Genomic DNA, 17,199 nt, shown 5'->3' with positions numbered 1-17,199 from the left:
CAGCGTTCCCCATCATGATTTGATGAAAGGGTCTGTGTCAGAGCCGGTTTCCTCGCCTTCGATCGGACACGCCGCTTCCTCTACACGGTGCATGGCGATCTCAGCGACATCACGGCGATGGCGATCGATCCAGCGAGCGGCAAGCTTGCCGTGATCAACCGTCAGAGCACGGAAGGAAAGAACCCGGTCCACCTCGCGATCGACCCGAGCAACCGGTTTGTGGTGGTCGCCAATCACATCACCTCCACGCTTGCTCTGCTGTCCCGGCACGAGGACGGGTCGCTCGGCGCCGTGATCGATCTGGTTAAGCTCGAGGGCAAGATCGGGCCACATCGTGTTGAGCAGCCCTTTGCCAAGCCGCACCAAGTCGAGTTCGATCCGTCGGGAAAGTTCATCGTGGTGCCGGACAAGGGGCTCGACCTCGTCTTCACCTACAGGATCGACGCCCAACAAGGAAAGCTCGTGCTCGTCGGCAAGCCGGCGCGGGCGCGTGAAGGGGCAGGCCCGCGTCACGTGGCGTTTCATCCCGGCGGCCGACTCGCCTATGTCGTCAACGAGCTCGACTCGACCGTTACGTCCTATCATTTCGATCCTGCAACCGGCACGCTTGCGCCGTTCCAGATCGTGTCGGCGGTGCCTGATGCCTACACGGGAAATAGCCGGGCGGCAGAGATCGCGGTGTCGGCAGACGGACGTTTTGTCTATGCGTCAAATCGCGGCGACGACAGCATCGCAACGTTCGCGATCGAGCCGGCGAGCGGAAGGCTATCGCCCATTGGCTGGACGGCGACTGGCGGCAAGACGCCTCGGTTCTTTGCGCTGGCACTGTCGGACAAATTCCTGTTCGTGGCGAACGAGGACACCGACACGATCAAGCTGCTCAAGCGCGACCACACCAGCGGCGGCCTCGTTGCTACAGAGCAGGCCATCCATGTTGGAAGTCCCGTTTGCATTCTCGTCAGGCCAGGTTGATCTGGAACTCATCTCAAATATTCAAGCCAGCTCGCGCAGCTTGGCTGCCCATGCAACCGAAGCTGAGCGCCTTGCTGGTCTCGGCTAGTCCAGACCGGCGTCACAAATTCGCCGGCTGAGGTAAGAGGGACGCGGCACGACCCGTGTCGGTCTTGAGGTGCGGCGAAGGTGTACAGCCGGGAGAGATGTATCACGCTCCGACCCGCACCCAAGATCAAGACAAGCTTCTGGAGTTACTAGGGGATTTCCTTTTTTGGAATGTGATGGCGGATCCCTCCCCCGCTACCGACGACTTCAAAGCGCATCATCGATCGACGTCTGGCCAAGTCCGCGCCGCGTAGCCGAGCTCGCGGGAGGAAAGGAACTCTTGCGCATGATCGAGGCTTGAATCCGCGGGCCAGCGTCGCCGCCGATTGCTGGTCTGCACGGCCCCGCCTCCAAGCCCCCATACTCCCCAAGGATGGGGCCGTGCTTTAGAGCAGGAGGTGCCCATGCCTGAGCCGACCGAGCAGGAGATCAGAGAGCGCGCGCACCGACTGTGGGAGCAAGCAGGCAAGCCCGAAGGTCGTGAGGACGAGTTTTGGCGCGCGGCCGAGCAGCAGTTGCGCAACGAGGACAAGTCGAACACCACGCGGACGCCGGATACGCTGTGACCCGCAAGAAATGCCCCTTCTGCCACGGTCTGGGATGGGTCTGCGAAAACCATCCGCTCCGGCCTTGGAGTGAGAAGTTGGGCGGCTGCCGGTGCGGTGAGGGAATGCCCTGCACCTGCAACACGACCGAAGATCCCGAAACAAGGGCAGTGATCGTCGAGGCGGATACGACGTGGCATTAAAGCATGATCCGGAAAAGTGCGAAGCGGTTTTCCGGAAAGATCATGCATAAACAGAAACCTGAAGCGCGATGAGGATTCATCCAAGTCTCATCGCGCTTGAGAACCGTCACGGCCGGCTCAGTTCGAAATGGTGGTCTGCGTCTGCGCTGCACGCGGAACGGAACTCTCGAGAATGAATTGAGGCTCTAAGCAGCATGAGCTGTGGTGCGGGTCCGTTCGCAGGGCGCGGTGTTCACCGTGGACGAGCAGCAAAAGATAGAGCACCAGATCGAGCTCGCAACGCGAGCGGCGGTGCTCGCCAAGGACGAAACCACTGTCACGCGATTCAGGAGCTTTGCCGAGGAGCTGACGCAGAAGCTCCTCCGCATGATGCGCCGCGGCAAGGTGCGGGCTCGCGCCTACGAGCTCTGGGAGCAGGCCGGCCGTCCGGCCAACCGCGACTTGGACTTTTGGCTGGAGGCTGAACGGCAGGTGGAAGAAGAGCGCGAACAAAGGAAAGGCTTTTGACCGAAATAGCGACGATCGCCGCCGGCGGCACTGGCCGCAAGGCGCTGGCTCCGGCCGCCCTGCCATAGAAAAAAGCCGCCGAGGTCTTCACCCTGGCGGCCTCGAAGTCCGTAGCTGTTGATCGCCTCCCCAGCCTCGTGCGTACCGCCGTTACCTTGTTTGCGGCCATGCCCGGTTGTTGTAGGCGAGGGCGAGTGATTCTGCTGTGACGTGAATCACACAGTGGAGGGATAATGGGGTCCGGTGCAGGGTGTCCATAAGGGCCTGCGATGGACCATTAAGCCGGCCGAGCTCGCCACCGCCTATGTCATGCTCGCCGATCCGCTCTCGAGCTACATATCAGGGGCGACCCTCGCCGTCACCGGCGGCAAGCCGTTTATCTGACCCGCAGCTCAATGATCGCGTGAACGGTCGTGGAGAGCGCGCTCCCCGTGATCGTGCTGCGCGTCAGGTGCGATACCAGCTCGCTAAGTTCCACGTCGTGACGTCCCAGCCCGACATGTCGACCATGAGGTTGTTGACGTTGGCGTTGACGACGTTGCGGGAGAGCAGCGGCAGGAAGACGTTAGCCTCGCAAAAGGTCTCGTCGACCTTGATCAGCAGTGCGGCGCGCTTGACCGGGTCGAGCTCGTTCTGCGCGGCCTTGTAGGCCTTGTCGGCTTCGGGATCGGAATAGCGGGAGATGTTGCGGCCCAGCCATTTGTTGTCCTTGCTGGCGATCTCCCAGGAGACGCACTGGTTCAGGAAACGCTCCGGATCGGGCTGCGGCTGCGTGGTGTTATACATCTCCATGTCGGCGTAGAATTTCGAGTAGGTGTCGGGGTTGCCCACATCCGAGGAGAAGAACACCGATGCGGTGACCGCCTTGATCTCGATCTCGATGCCGGCCTTCTCGCAGGCCTGCTTGATGATGGCTTGCGTCTTCTGGCGCGGGGCGTTGGTCGAGGTCTGGAAGACGTATTTGAGCTTCTTGCCGTCCTTCTCGCGGATGCCGTCCGCGCCCTTCTTCCAGCCGGCCTCGTCGAGGATCTTGTTGGCCTTGTCGATGCTGAACTCGTATTTGAGCTTGGGCGACTTGAACTGCTTGGGCGCGTTGACGAAGCTCGCGGTGGCGACACCGCCGCGGCCGTAGATGAATTTCTGGATCGAATCGCGGTCGAGCAGGAGGTTGATCGCGCGGCGCACGGCCGGATCGGACAGCGTCGGATGCTTGGTCTTGGCGTTCGAACGCTCGCCGTCGACCTCGGTCCACGGGTCGGTTGTGTTGAGGATGATGAACTCGACATTGCCGGACGGCGTGATGTCGAGCTTGCCCTTGCCGCTCGCCTCCATGCGCTTGAGGACCTCCTCCTCCACCTGCATGTTCCAGGCGAAGTCATATTCGCCGGTCTGCAGCACCGCGCGCGCCGCCGACACCGCATCGCCGCCACCCTTGATCTCGAGCGTGTCGAAATGCGGCTGGTTCTTGACGTGATAGTCGAGGTTACGTTCGGCGCGGATCAGGTCGCCGGGCTTGAACTCGACGAATTTGTATGGGCCGGTGCCGACCGGCTTCAGATTGGCCGGTGCCTCGCGCGACTTGGCGCCGCTATAGTCGCCGAAATGATGCTTCGGCAAGATCTGGCCGACCGAGCCGACGAAGGGATCGGCCCAGAACGGCGTCGGCGCCTTGAAGATCACCTTGATGGTGTGGTCGTCGATCTTCTCGACCTTGATGTCCTTGTATGATCCCGTGGTGTAGGCCGCAGTTGCGAGATCTGCGGCGTACTGCCAGGTGAAGACGACGTCGTCGGCGGTGAAGGGCTTGCCGTCGTGCCATTTGACGCCCTGCTTCAACTTCCAGATCACGCTCGTGCCGTCGGCCGCAAGGCTGCCGTTCGCCTTGGTCGGGACCTCGGCGGCGAGGCAGGGGATCAAATTGCCCTCCTTGTCCCAGCCGGCGAGCGGCTCGAAGAAGACGCGCGAGGCCATCTGGTCCTTGGTGCCGATCGCGAAATGCGGATTGAGCAGGGTCGGCGCCTGCCAGAACAGCAGCTTGAGCGGGCCGCCGCCGCCGGCCTTGGCCGGCTTGTACGGCAACGTGGCGTCCGCCATCGCCACATCGTTCCAGACCAGGATCTGGCTCGCGATCGGCGCTGCGATTCCGATCGCAGCCACCTTTTGGATGAACGAGCGTCGCGACAGCGTGCCTTGCTTCACTTCCGCGACCAGATTGCGGATTTCGTTCTCGTTCATCGGATGACCTCCACCTCGAAGACAAATCGTCGCCAGCAGCCATCATGTTGCATCATGCACAAGGCGGCAATGCCGGCAAGGCCGCAAGGCCCTGCGACGAAATGACGATGTGGAGCAACCCTGCGGGCGACGACCCGGATCGCCGCCCGAGAGCACCCAGGCGGCGATCCAGTGCGAACTTATGTGAACTTGGGGAAGTTCTAAGGCCGCGCCGAAACGCTAACCCGGTCACTGCTGGCGCATCAAGTTTCGTGATGTTGCCCCAGTCGGAGATTCATTGCAGCCGCCAGGAAATTGCCACACATGACCCCTGGAGCGCAGGCCTTAGCGGATGCTGACAACACCAATCGCCAGCACCGTGACGCGCCTCTGCGGAAGGCGCCGTCGCCGTGATTTCGTTTCCTGTTTGGTGCCGAATGGAGAAAGTGCGCCCGCCACCGCCTGCCAATATGGATTTCAATTTCATTGATTTCGCGCGGCAGAGAAGCGAATACGGTTCCATCATTGCCGAAGACCTACGGAGACCAAGATGTCGTTTCGCCTTCCCCTGATCCTCGCGACCGTGCTTGCCGCTTGGTCGGCCGCAGCCACCGCCGAGACCATCAAGATCGGCGTGACGCCGGGACCGCACGCGCAGATCCTGGAAGCGGTGAAGCCGATCGCCGCCAAGCAGGGCCTCGACATCCAGCTGATCGAGTTCTCCGACTATGTCGTGCCGAACGCGGCGCTCGATGCCGGCGAGATCCAGGCCAATTCATTCCAGAACCAGCCTTACCTGGACAACCAGAAGGCCGACCGCGGCTACAAGATCGAGGCCGTCGCGCTCACCGTGAACTTCCCGATCGGCGTGTATTCGAAGAAGCACAAGGCCTTCGCCGAGATTCCCGACGGCGGCAAGGTCTCGATCCCCAACGATCCGACCAACGGTGGTCGCGTGCTGCTGCTGCTGCGCGACAAGGGCGTGATCAAGCTGAAGGAGGGCACCGGCTTCAAGCCGACGGTGCTCGATATCACCGAGAATCCCAAGAAGCTGAAGTTTATCGAGGTCGATGCGGCGCAGGCGCCGCGCGCGCTCGACGATGTCGACGCTGCCGCGATCAACACCAATTATGCAACTCAGGCGGGACTCGATCCCGTCAAGGATCCGATCCTGCGCGAGGACCCGAAGGGTCCCTATGTCAACCTGATCGCCGTTCGCAGCGCGGACAAGGACAAGCCCTGGGTCAAGACCCTCGTCGACAGCTACCACACCCCCGAGGTCAAGGAGTTCGTCCTGACCAAGTTCAAGGGCGCGGTGCTGCCGAGCTGGTAGGCAGTCTGCCCAGGCTTCAGCGCAGGGGCGATGCCGACGGGCAGCCCTGCGCAATGCCCGCTTGTCTGGAGCTGCGGCAACCGACATCATCGGGGTCCATCCTCGCCCGGCAGGGGTCGTATGAAACGCTTTGCAAACCTGAAACGACTGGGATTTTTCACGCGGCTGCTCGACGAGGCTCCCCCGGCCGAGCGATATCGCTTCGCGGCCGAGCAGATCGTGCGCGCGGAAAAGGCGGGGCTCGATTCCGCCTGGATCGCGCAACACCATTTCCACGAGCGCGAAGGCGGCCTGCCGTCGCCCTTCGCCTTCCTCGGCTACGTCGCCGCGCAGACCTCGCGCATCCGCCTCGGCACCGGCATCGTTACCTTACCGCTCGAGAGCGCCGTGAGAGTGGCGGAGGATGCCGCGGTGCTCGATCTGCTCTGCAATGGCCGTTTCGAGCTCGGCGTCGGCACTGGCGGCAACCCGTCGGCCTTCGCCGCCTTTGGTCTCGACAGCGCGCAGCGCAACGAGATCTTTGCCCGCAATCTCGACGTCGTCCGCACCGCGCTGGCCGGCAAGCCGCTTGATGGTGGCGACACGCTCTATCCGCAGCGACCGGAATTGGACAAGCGCATCTGGCAGGCGACATTCTCGGTCGCGGGCGGTGCCCGTGCCGGCAAGGCCGGCGATGGCTTGCTGCTGTCGCGCACTCAGCCGCGGACCAAGGAGGCGCCGCGTGCAACACTGTCTGAGATCCAGAATCCGATCATCGACGCCTATCTGGAAGCTCTGCCACCAGGACGCGAGCCGCGCATCATGGCCTCGCGCAGCGTCTTTGTCGCCGACGACCGCACTGAGGCGATGCGCCTTGCCGACATCGGACTGCGGCGCGCGCTGCCGCAATTCCTCAAGGGCGGCCACGCCAAGCCGGGCGAGACGCTGGAGGAGATGATCACCGCGTTCGACACCCATGTCGGCGCGGCCGACGACGTCATCGCCTCGCTCCGCACCGATGCCACGCTGGAACGGGTGACCGATCTGGTGTTCCAGGCGCATTCGGTCGATGCGCCGCATCTCTATATCCTGCGTTCGATCGAGCTGGTCGCAGACAAGGTCGCGCCGGCGCTGGGTTGGACTCGGACGGCGCCTGGTGTGGCATTGGCGGGCTAACCCGAACGAACAGGATGGCGTTGCACGAGGCTGAATGATGGCAACAAAAGATATCATCGACACGCTCGCCGGAATCGAACCGGGATCGGCTCTGGATGCCATCCGCGCACGCCGCCTTCAGGCGCGCGAGAACGCCCAGAAGAGCTATCTTTCACTATTCGAGCCGATCGACGCGAGCGAGTTCTCGCTTGTAGAGCGTGCCGCGATCGCGGCTTTCGTGACCGGGCTCCATGGCGAGTCTCCCGTCGCGGCCTTCTATCGCGAGAAGCTTGCAGCGAACACGGATGGAGCGGCGCTTCTCGCGGCGATCCAGGTCGAGATCGAGCGCGGCAAGACGTCGGGCCCGTATGGCGCCTTTCCGGCTGGCCCGTTGTCGATCGAGAACAAGGCCGGCCTGATCTACCGTGTGAGCGCGGGGCGTAAGCCCGATCTCAGCGCCCGGCTTGTTGCGGCGCTCGAGCATGCGCATCTCTTGGTGTTCCGTCCCCGCGATGCCGCCTCCGCCGACATGAAGGCGCTGCTCGCCGCCGGCTGGTCGAACACCGGCATCGTCACCTTCTCCCAGCTCGTTGCGTTCCTGTCGTTCCAGGTGCGCGTGGTCACTGGTCTGCGCGTGCTCGGCGCTTCGCTCGGGCGCACCTCGGCCGGCGCGTAAGGAGATCGCATCATGAGTGCTGCAAGCAAAGTCAATCCGCCCGTCGTCTTCACCCAGGACGAGCTCGGCTGGGTGTCGTGGATCGATCCGCTGCCCGAGGCCGAATTGACCGAACGGCATTTCGCGGGCCTCGTCGATCGTGCCCGCGCCAAGTCGGAATATTTCCGCCTGCTGGTGCGCGATCCCGAGGTGCTGGAAGCCCGCACCAAGACCGACAAGGACATCTTCTACAACGTCGCCGATGGCCTGCCGCGCGCCGAGCGCGAGCTCGCGGCGGCAGCAACCTCGCGCTACAACGGCTGCATCTATTGCGCCTCCGTGCATGCGCGCTTCGCCAGCACCTACTCCAAGCGTCGCGACGACGTGCAGCGTCTGCTCGACGAAGGCGTCAAGGCCGATCTCGGCGAGCGTTGGAATGCCGTCGTCAAGGCGTCGGTGGCGCTGGCCGCAACGCCGATCGCGTTCGGCCCCGACAATGTCGAGGAGCTGCGCCGCGCCGGTCTCGACGATGCCGAGATCGTCGACGTCATCAATGGCGCGTCGTTCTTCAACTGGGCCAACCGGCTGATGCTGTCGCTCGGCGAGCCCTCGAAATAGGCAGTCGCAGCGGCATAGAAATTGCTGCTTGTTTCAACACTGAATGGATGGAGCCGTGCATGAGCAACATCGATCGTCGGTCCCTGGTCAAGGGCTCGCTCGCCGCCATGATGGCAGGAGCCGCCTTCTCGCGGAGCGCGTTTGCGCAATCCTCCGAGCCGATCCTGCTCGGCGTCAGCGGTCCCTTGACCGGCCCGAACGCGCAATATGGCGCGCAGTGGAAGCAGGGCTTTGATCTCGCGCTCGACGAGATCATGGCTGCCGGCGGCATCAATGGCCGCAAGCTCGCCTACCAATTCGAGGACAGCCAGAGCGATCCGCGCCAGTCGGTGGCGATCGCCCAGAAATTCGTCTCCGATGCCCGCATCGTCATGGAGCTCGGCGACTTCTCGAGTCCCGCCTCGATGGCGGCCTCGCCGATCTATCAGCGCGGCGGCCTCGTTCAGTTCGGCTTCACCAATTCGCACCCCGATTTCACCAAGGGCGGCGACTTCATGTGGAGCACGTCCGTGAGCCAGGCCGACGAGCAGCCGCTCCTGGCGTCCTACGCCGTCAGGCGCCTCGGCCTGAAGAAGCTCGCGGTGCTGCACCTCAACACCGATTGGGGCCGCACCAGCCGTGACCATTTCGTCAAGGCGGCCAAGGAATACGGCGCCGAGATCGCGGTGACCGAAGGCTACATCGCCGAGGAGCGCGATTTTCGCTCCACCCTGGTGCGCGTGCGCGATGCCAATCCGGACGGGCTGATCCTGATCTCCTATTATTCCGACGGCGCGCTGATCGCCCGTCAGGCGCGCCAGGTCGGCCTGAAGCAGACCATCTGCGCGGCGAGCTCGGTCTACTCGCCGAAATTCCTGGAGCTCGGCGGCGAGGCGGTCGAGGACGTTCATCTCGGCACGCGCTATTTCCCCCAAGACCCGCGGCCCGAGGTGAAGAAATTCATCACGGGCTTCAAGGCGAAATATGGTGGGCAGGAGCCTGACGCCTTCAACGCCTATTCCTATGACGCGATGAACATGGCCGCTGCCGTCCTCAAGATCGGCGGCACCGACCGCCGCGCCATCCGCGACGCTTTCGCCAAGGTCAAGGACGTCTCCAGCGTCATCTTCGGCTCGGCGACGTTCGACGTCGAGAGCCGCCGCGTCAAAGGCGCCATGAATGCCGAGCTCGTCGTGCGCAAGGGTCAGTTCGCGCTCTGGGACGGCAAGCCGACCTGACACGATGGCCGGAGCATCCGCTCCGGCCGCTTCTCTCAACTTGGGACCATCGCGTGGCTTCCTGGCTCGACTACACGATCAACGGACTGATCGTCGGCAATGTCTATGCCCTCGTTGCGGTCGGGCTCGCGCTGATCTTCGGCGTCAGCCGGTTGATCAACTTTGCCCAGGGCTCGATCTATCTCGTCGGCGCCTATATCGGCTGGGTCGCGGTGGTGCAGTTGCATACACAGCTGCCGCTCACCATCATCGTGGTCGCGGTCGCCGCCGCGATCGTCGGGTTGATCATCGAGCGGTTCGGCCTCCGTCCGCTGCAGAACTCGGTGCGTATCGCGCCGCTCTTGGCGACGATCGGCATCAGTTTCGTGCTCGATCAGCTGGTGATGCTGACCTTCTCGCCCAATCCGCGCGCGTTGCCGAGCCAATTGCCGGACGTCCGCTTCCAGGTCGGCAACGGCACGATCGGGCCGCTTGATCTGCTCATTGCCAGCGTTGGCATCGCCAGCGCGCTGCTGCTGTTCGTGTTCCTGCGCTATACCAAGCTCGGCTGGGCGGTGCGTGCCACCGCGCAGGACCGTGACGCCGCGATGCAGATGGGCGTCGACGTCAACCGGGTCAATCAGGCCGTGTTCGGCATTGCGGCAGCGCTCGGCGGCGTCTCCGGCATGCTGGTCGGCATGTACTACAACCAGATCGATACCGCGATGAGCCTTCAGGCCACGCTCAAGGGCGTCGTTGCCGAAGTCGTCGGCGGCGCCGGCAACGTGCCGGGCGCGGTGGTCGGCAGCCTGCTGCTCGGATTGGTGGAGAGCTACGGCGTCGCCGTGTTCGGCACCAGCTACCGCAACCTGTTCGCCTTTCTGCTGCTGGTCGTCGTGCTCGTGCTGCGGCCGAACGGCCTGTTTGCGAGTGCCCGCCAGGCGCCGCCGGAGCCGCTCACCGGCACTTTCATCGCGCCGAGCCGCCCGGTGCGCATTCCGCGCTGGGCCTTGCTGGTCGCCGTCGGTGGGTTCGCGATCCTGCCGCTGTTCCCGGTGTCCTTCTACGTGCTCCAGACCCTGATCAACGCCTGGCTCCTCGGCATGCTCGCGCTCAGCCTCACGCTGGTTGCGGGCACGGTGGGCCAGGTCTCGCTCGGCCATGCCGCGCTGCTGGCGATCGGCGCCTACACCGCCGCGCTGCTGTCGCTGGCGTTCTCCGTTCCGGTCGGCCTCGCCATCATCGGCGGCGGCCTGATGAGCGCAGCGCTCGGCACGCTCCTGATCTCGCCGTCGTTCCGTTTGCGCGGGCATTACGTGTCGATCGCAACGCTTGCCATCGGCGAGATCGTGTCGCTGGTGATCCTGAACTGGGAGAGCGTCACGCGCGGCCCGATCGGCATCTCCGGCATCCCGCCGCTGTCGCTGTTCGGCTACGACCTGATCAGCCCGGCGTCGGTCTACTGGTTCAGCCTTGCGGTGATGGTCGTGCTGGCGCTGCTTCAGGGCCGCCTGCTTGCCTCGCATCTCGGCCGCAGCTTTCGTGCCATCCGCGACGACGACATCGCCGCGCGCGCCTATGGCCTCAGCCTCAACCGTTACAAGTCGCTGGCCTTCATTTTCGGCGGCTTCGCCGCCGGCGTCAGCGGCGGCATCGCCGCGCATCTTTATTCCTACATCAACCACGAGACCTTCAACACGCAGCAGTCGATCCTGGCGCTGACCGTCGTCATCCTCGGCGGCCTCGGCAACGTCGTCGGCGCAATTCTCGGATCGGTGGCGCTGGTCGGCCTGCCGGAACTCTTCCGGATCGCGGCGGAGTATCGCATCCTGATCTACGGCATCGTGCTCTTGCTGCTCGTGCGGTTCAGGCCGCAGGGCCTGTTGGGGACGATCTGATGTCCGAGCAGCACATCCCCATGTTGTCCCTGCGCGGGCTGACGCGCCGCTTCGGCGGTCTCACCGCGGTCGATGCCATCGATCTCGACCTCGCCAGGGGCGAGCTGATCAGCATCATCGGCCCGAACGGCGCCGGCAAGACGACGCTGTTCAATCTCGTGACCGGTCTCGACCGGCCCGATGCCGGTACCGTCAGCTTCGCAAGGCAGGACATCACGGGTCTGTCGCCGGAACGGCTCGCAGGCCAGGGCATTGCGCGCACCTTCCAGCTCGGCCGCGTCTTCGGTAATCTCAGCGTCATGGACAACGTCCTGATCGGCGCGCACACGCGGTTGCGCGCAGTGAAGCCGGCCGTGCCGGTGATCGGCCCGCTGCTGGAATTGGGGCTGGCGCTGCTGCGTCCTGCGAGTGTCAGAGACGAGGAGGAGCGGCTGCGCGAAGAGGTGAAAGCCATTCTCGCCCGCTTCGGCGAACGGCTGCTGCCGCGGATCGACCAGCCCGCCTATAGCCTCTCCTACGCCAACCGCCGCCGCGTCGAGATTGCACGTGCGCTGGCGCTGAAGCCGCGCCTGTTGCTGCTGGACGAGCCGACCGCCGGCATGAACCCGACCGAGACCGCGGAGATGCAGGCCCTCGTTGCCGAGCTGAAGGCGGAGGGGCTGACCATCCTCCTGATCGAGCACAAGCTGGAAATGGTGATGCGGCTGTCCGACCGTGTCATCGTCATGGACGAGGGCAAGAAGATCGCGGAAGGGCCGGGCGAGGTGGTGCGGAGCGATCCCAAGGTGATCGAGGCCTATCTCGGCCACGGCCTCTCCGCAACGGCGGAGCAGGAGAGCGCGGCATGACGAACGTTTCTCCCGCACCGCTGCTGGCGCTGTCTGATGTCAACACCTTCTATGGCCAGGCCCAGGTGCATTTCGACCTCTCGATATCGGTCGCGCGCGGCCACATCGTCTGCCTGCTCGGCGGCAATGCCAGCGGCAAGTCGACGACGATGAAGATCATCCTTGGCCTGGTGAAACCGCGCTCGGGCGAGGTGACGTTCGACGGTGCATCGCTGATCGGGCTGACCACGCCGCAGATCGTCCGCCGCGGCATCGCCTCGGTGCCGGAGGCGCGGCGGCTGTTCGCGGACATGAGCGTCCGCGAGAACATCTTGATGGGCGCCTTCGTGCGCAATGATCGCGATGTCGTGGCCCAGGATCTCGACAGGATGCTCACGCTGTTCCCAAAGCTCGGCCAGCGGCTGTCGCAGCGCGCCGGCTCGCTCTCCGGCGGCGAGCAGCAGATGGTGGCGATGGCTCGCGCGCTGATGAGCCGTCCGCGCATGATCGTGATGGACGAGCCGACCATGGGCCTGTCGCCGCTCTATGTCGACCGCGTGCTGGAGCTGATCCGCACCATCAATCAGGACGGCGTCTCGGTGTTCATGGTCGAGCAGAATGCCAGCCTCGCGCTCGAGATCGCGCATGAAGCCTATGTGCTCCAGACCGGCAAGATCGTGCTCTCCGGCCCGGCGCGGACACTGAAAGACGATCCCCGCATCCGCGACGCCTATCTCGGCGGCTCGGAAGCTGCGTAGGGCGAGCTTGACCTCATGGTTCGAGACGCCCGCTATTGCGGGCTCCTCACCATGAGGGTCCACGGCTTTGCCGCAAAATAAGACCTCATCCTGAGGGCCCGCGCGAGCGGGCGTCTCGAAGGATGGCCGCAAGCACCGCTGCAAATCCGTGCCGCCCCTCCGGGATTGCACTGGTCAGTATGACCATCTTATGAAAAAATCATACCGCTGGCGCGACGGGGCGTGCAACGGACGGAATGGTTGTCGTGACGAGATGGTCTTTGCGGGCGGTCGAGCCCGGAGCGGCGCTCCTGTTCGGGGGGCTCATTGCCGCCAACATCGCCGCGTGGGCGTGGGCCTTTGCGCGGTTCGGCGACCGGCCGACGGTGATGGCGACCGCGCTGCTGGCCTGGGTCTTCGGCCTCCGCCACGCCGTCGATGCCGACCACATCGCCGCGATCGACAATGTCGTGCGCAAGCTGATGCAGGCGGGCGGCGCGCCGCGCAGCGTCGGCCTCTATTTCGCGCTAGGCCATTCCACCGTCGTCGTGGTCGCGACCATGCTGCTCGCGCTCGGCGTGGTGAGCCTTGGCGGCGACAGCCTGCTCAAGGAGATCGGCGGCCTGATTGGCACCTCGGTGTCGGCGCTGTTCCTGCTGGTAATCGCGGCCATCAACCTCGCCATCTTCGCCGGCCTGTGGCGGACGTTTCGCGCGGCGCGAGAGCACGGCGTTCACGACGCCGCAGGCCTCGATGCGCTGCTCGCCAATCGCGGCGTCCTGGCGCGCCTGCTCGGGCCGATGTTCCGCCTGGTGACAAAGCCGGGGCATATGTACCCGCTCGGCTTCCTGTTCGGGCTTGGTTTCGATACCGCGACCGAGATCGGCCTGCTCAGCATTTCCGCCAGCGAAGCCGCGCGCGGTACCTCGCTCGCCGATGTCCTGGTCTTTCCGGCGCTGTTTGCATCAGGCATGGCGCTCGTCGACACCGCAGACTCCGCATTGATGGTGAGCGCCTATCGCTGGGCCTTCGTCGATCCCCTGCGAAAACTCTGGTACAACCTCACGATCACCGGCGCCTCGGTCGCAGTGGCGCTTCTTATCGGCGGCATCGAGGCGCTCGGCCTGATCAGCGATCGGCTCGATCTCTCCGGCGGCGTGTGGGCGGTGGTCGAGGGCCTCAACGAGTCGCTGGCCAATGTCGGCTTCGTCGTGATCGCGCTGTTCGCGGTCGCCTGGCTCGTCTCGGTCGTACTCTATCGCCGCATGTTCGCGGATGATGCGCCGGATGCGGCCCGCGGCTTCGATGCGACCGAGGCGGCGTAAGTGAGGAGACGCCCCTGAATCCGCGGGCTCAGAGCGCGGCCGCGCTCTGCGCGGGCTCCATCGGCAAATCATCGCCATTGGGATCGCCCGGCGCCGTCGCCCAGGCCAGCTCCACCAGCGTCACGATCCGGCGGCCGCCGCCGTCGAGCTGGCAGACGATCAGGCCCTGCTCCTCCATATAGCTGAGCAGCCGCTGCGCGCGGCGCAGCGAGTGCGAGCCATAGGCGCGGGCGATCGCGGCATCGCCGGGACACGGCCAGCCCTCCTTCGCCGCGCGCGCGATCATCATGAACACGCCCTGCATGTCGTCGGGCAGGATCGAGGCGCGCAGCGAGACGTCCTGCCAGGCGTCATCGTCGGCGAGATCAGTGCCGAGCCCGGCCCGCGCATGCGTCAGCATGCGGCGGAATTCGTTGAGATCAGGCACGGCCGCGCCGAGCCCCTCGATGCGGCAGCGGACCACGAACTCCTGATAGAGCACGCCGATGGCGCGGAAGCCGGCGTCGGGCTCGGCCAGCACGGCACGAAGGGTACGATCCACGCGCTCGCGCCGCTCAGCGAGCTCTTCGGCGCTGACCGGCAGCTCGATCGGTTCCGCGCGCGCTTCGGGCGCGGCGGCCGCCTTTGCGGCGCGCAGCTGCTCGAGCAGATCCGGCGCGGGCCGGCGCTGCGGGCGGCTGGCATCGGGCGGCGGCGCCGCCAGGATCACGGCGCGCGCATCTTCCAGCGTCGCTTCCGGCAGCGGCATCAGCCGCGGTGTGGAATTGCGCGGGCTCGTGTCGGTCGGGCCGATGTTCAAGCGCAGGGGGCGGCGCGACAGCGCAGGTCCCAGTGCCATGAACTGTCCGCGCTCGAGATCGCGAAAAGCTTCGGCCTGCCGCCGCTCCATGCCGAGCAGGTCGGCGGCGCGCGCCATGTCGATGTCGAGAAAGGTCCGGCCCATCAGGAAGTTGGAGGCTTCCGCTGCGACATTCTTGGCGAGCTTCGCCAAACGCTGGGTTGCGATGATGCCGGCGAGCCCGCGCTTGCGGCCGCGGCACATCAGATTGGTCATGGCGCCGAGCGACAGTTTTCGCGCCTCGTCCGAGACTTCGCCCGCAACCGCCGGCGCAAACAGCTGCGCCTCGTCGACGACCACCAGCATCGGGTACCAATGATCGCGGTCGACGTCGAACATCCCGCCGAGGAACGCCGCGGCGCGCCGCATCTGGTTCTCGGCGTCGAGCCCTTCGAGATTAAGCACGGTGGAGACGCGATGCAGCCGCGCGCGCTCGCCGGCGACCTGAAGGCCGCGCTCGGTGTGATCCTCGGCTTCGATCACCAGATGGCCGAAGCGCTCGGCCAGCGTGACAAAGTCACCTTCGGGGTCGATGATGGCCTGCTGCACCCAGGGCGCGCTCTGTTCCAGGAGCCGTCGCAAGAGATGCGATTTGCCGGAGCCCGAATTGCCCTGCACCAGGAGGCGGGTCGCCAGCAGTTCCTCGAGGTCCATGGCCGCCGCGGCACCCGCCGTGGTCTGCCCCATCTCGATCGCAACCGTCATGTCCCCGACTCAAGTCCCGTCATTCGCGGACAGGGGCTTATCAACCCGGCCGGGGCGCGTCGAGCGCTACCGCGCGAATCAGGCCGTGTTGCCCACGGCGGAGTTCAGGCGTGATGCGACAGCTGTAGAAGCACAGGCCGATAGGGCGGTTGCGGATCGTCGTCCTCGTTCTCAGGAATGACGCAGGATCCGAATTCCTGCCTGATCCGTTCGATCTCGGCTATGCGCTCATGCAGCCGCTGCAAATGCTCGGGCGACGTCGCCCGCCAGAACCGGAAGGTGTCGGCGGTGAGCGGCAGGAATGCGGTGCCGAACAGCGTCGGATCGGGAACGACGGTGCGTCCCAGCAGCAGGAACCGCGCGGTGCCGGACACGACGAGGGTCGCATAGCCGCGGTTTCCGATCCGCCTGATCCCGTTCAGCGACCATTCGGCAAGCTTGCTGAAATAAGGCTCCTCGCGCCAGCGATCGGGACAATCATCGTCGACCGTGACGTTGACGGCGTCCTGGCTGAAATGCACCACGATGCCCGACGTCGCCGGAAACCAGTCGTCATCGAGATGGCCCTGCAGCCAGGCACAGACGAACGACCGGCACATTTGCGGGCGGCGATCGTAGATGGTGCATCCCGTGCCCGCCTGCCAATGTTTGCAGAGCTGGTTCACCGGCTTGTCGACGCCGGCCACTTCGAGGATATCGCAGCAGGCGTTGCACGAGCCGCATTGCCGAACCGGGCGCGCCGCCTTCGGCAGGCCGGTCGCGCGAAAGCCCTGGCCGTCGCGCACCAGCAGCTTCTGCTTCTCCAGTGCGGTCAACGCGCGCTCGATCTTGAGACGGGACAGTCCGGTGGCGTCGATCACGCTCTTCATCGTCGTCGCGCCTGCCTCGACCGCGCGGACGACGCTCAGCATCGCCTGATCCATTGTTGTTGTTCTTGTTCTCTTGGCCGTGCATTGCGATCATGCCGGAACAACGGACCGGCAAACAGGTCATAGACACCTGACCTAAAAAGATATGTTGCTCACCTCTCTGCCGCTGGGCAAGCAGTCGGACCCGTTCTGCGCGCATGCAACGTTTGCGCGAATGAAGGGCCTGCACGTGAGGGAAGCCCGTTCGCGTCGAATCGGCTCGCTTTGCTCGCGAAGCGCCGGGATATGACGGGCGGCATGCCGTGGTCTCACGCAGTCGTGATATCAGTGGACCGCGCGTAGGTGCGATGCGAGGGCGACGACCCGGCCGTGCGTCCGATGTGCGACGACCGTCGTTGAGTTTGCGCCACACTGGGAACAGTGCGGTACGCCGAATCTGCAGTGAGCGCTGGTTCAGATCGTCACGGCGGCGCGGCATGGTGACGTTGGGCGCAACGCTCGGCGCCGGCGCCCGCCGTCTCGGGGCGTCCCGACCT

At 64.8% G+C, this 17,199-nt stretch carries 15 protein-coding genes and 1 pseudogene; 13 read left to right on the top strand and 3 right to left on the bottom strand.

Annotated elements, in window-relative coordinates; translation table 11 throughout:
- Positions 1-87 precede the first annotated feature (87 nt).
- The 4 genes and pseudogenes from LRP30_RS36555 to LRP30_RS36540 all read left to right on the top strand — a co-directional run.
- Entirely contained in the window at positions 88-972 is an 885-nt protein-coding gene (locus LRP30_RS36555) for a lactonase family protein (RefSeq protein WP_249757940.1), read from the top strand.
- Positions 973-1,463: 491 nt separating this feature from the next.
- Complete coding sequence (locus tag LRP30_RS36550) at positions 1,464-1,625, top strand: DUF2934 domain-containing protein (protein WP_128936266.1); 162 nt, start codon at positions 1,464-1,466, stop codon at positions 1,623-1,625.
- A gap of 410 nt (positions 1,626-2,035) precedes the next feature.
- Positions 2,036-2,314 (top strand): DUF2934 domain-containing protein, encoded by a 279-nt coding sequence (locus tag LRP30_RS36545; RefSeq protein WP_245473415.1) that lies wholly within the window; start codon positions 2,036-2,038, stop codon positions 2,312-2,314.
- Positions 2,315-2,593: 279 nt separating this feature from the next.
- Positions 2,594-2,698, top strand: a pseudogene (locus LRP30_RS36540) (NAD(P)-dependent oxidoreductase); the annotation flags it as partial.
- A 63-nt stretch (positions 2,699-2,761) separates the two neighbouring features.
- Here the strand turns inward: LRP30_RS36540 and LRP30_RS36535 are convergent.
- Entirely contained in the window at positions 2,762-4,549 is a 1,788-nt protein-coding gene (locus LRP30_RS36535) for a peptide ABC transporter substrate-binding protein (RefSeq protein WP_249757939.1), read from the bottom strand.
- A 529-nt stretch (positions 4,550-5,078) separates the two neighbouring features.
- Here LRP30_RS36535 and LRP30_RS36530 point away from each other — a divergent pair.
- The 9 genes from LRP30_RS36530 to LRP30_RS36490 all read left to right on the top strand — a co-directional run bounded on the left by LRP30_RS36530 (position 5,079) and on the right by LRP30_RS36490 (position 14,251).
- Positions 5,079-5,861: a MetQ/NlpA family ABC transporter substrate-binding protein gene (locus LRP30_RS36530; RefSeq protein ID WP_128943780.1), complete on the top strand. Its 783-nt coding sequence runs from the start codon at positions 5,079-5,081 to the stop codon at positions 5,859-5,861.
- Positions 5,862-5,981: 120 nt separating this feature from the next.
- Positions 5,982-7,016 carry a putative FMN-dependent luciferase-like monooxygenase gene (locus LRP30_RS36525; protein ID WP_249757938.1) on the top strand — a complete coding sequence of 345 codons (1,035 nt, stop codon included), beginning with the start codon at positions 5,982-5,984 and terminating at the stop codon, positions 7,014-7,016.
- A 37-nt stretch (positions 7,017-7,053) separates the two neighbouring features.
- Complete coding sequence (locus tag LRP30_RS36520) at positions 7,054-7,671, top strand: CMD domain protein (protein ID WP_249761913.1); 618 nt, start codon at positions 7,054-7,056, stop codon at positions 7,669-7,671.
- Between the two features lie 12 nt (positions 7,672-7,683).
- Positions 7,684-8,268, top strand: coding sequence for an alkylhydroperoxidase domain protein (locus LRP30_RS36515; protein ID WP_249757937.1), 585 nt, complete (start codon positions 7,684-7,686; stop codon positions 8,266-8,268).
- 59 nt (positions 8,269-8,327) lie between these two features.
- A complete protein-coding gene (locus LRP30_RS36510; protein WP_249757936.1) occupies positions 8,328-9,485 on the top strand; it encodes an ABC transporter substrate-binding protein in 1,158 nt (385 codons plus the stop codon).
- Between the two features lie 53 nt (positions 9,486-9,538).
- Entirely contained in the window at positions 9,539-11,362 is a 1,824-nt protein-coding gene (locus LRP30_RS36505; protein WP_249757935.1) for an ABC transporter permease, read from the top strand.
- Positions 11,362-12,210 (top strand): ABC transporter ATP-binding protein, encoded by an 849-nt coding sequence (locus LRP30_RS36500; RefSeq protein ID WP_164934361.1) that lies wholly within the window; start codon positions 11,362-11,364, stop codon positions 12,208-12,210. The genes LRP30_RS36505 and LRP30_RS36500 overlap by 1 nt, the downstream gene beginning before the upstream one ends.
- Positions 12,207-12,947, top strand: a complete 741-nt coding sequence (locus tag LRP30_RS36495; protein WP_128937956.1) for an ABC transporter ATP-binding protein — start codon at positions 12,207-12,209, stop codon at positions 12,945-12,947. The genes LRP30_RS36500 and LRP30_RS36495 overlap by 4 nt, the downstream gene beginning before the upstream one ends.
- A gap of 236 nt (positions 12,948-13,183) precedes the next feature.
- Positions 13,184-14,251, top strand: coding sequence for a HoxN/HupN/NixA family nickel/cobalt transporter (locus LRP30_RS36490; protein WP_249757934.1), 1,068 nt, complete (start codon positions 13,184-13,186; stop codon positions 14,249-14,251).
- Between the two features lie 28 nt (positions 14,252-14,279).
- Here LRP30_RS36490 and LRP30_RS36485 read toward each other — a convergent pair whose 3' ends face one another.
- The gene (locus LRP30_RS36485; RefSeq protein ID WP_128936255.1) at positions 14,280-15,794 is read right to left on the bottom strand and encodes an ATP-binding protein; all 1,515 of its coding nucleotides are present in this window, start codon (positions 15,792-15,794) and stop codon (positions 14,280-14,282) included.
- A gap of 104 nt (positions 15,795-15,898) precedes the next feature.
- Positions 15,899-16,717, bottom strand: coding sequence for a YkgJ family cysteine cluster protein (locus LRP30_RS36480; RefSeq protein WP_128936254.1), 819 nt, complete (start codon positions 16,715-16,717; stop codon positions 15,899-15,901).
- Positions 16,718-17,199 lie beyond the last annotated feature (482 nt).

It is taken from the genome of Bradyrhizobium sp. C-145 (assembly GCF_023375135.1).
Lineage (GTDB): Bacteria > Pseudomonadota > Alphaproteobacteria > Rhizobiales > Xanthobacteraceae > Bradyrhizobium > Bradyrhizobium zhanjiangense.
This window is presented reverse-complemented; position numbering and strand designations above follow the sequence as displayed.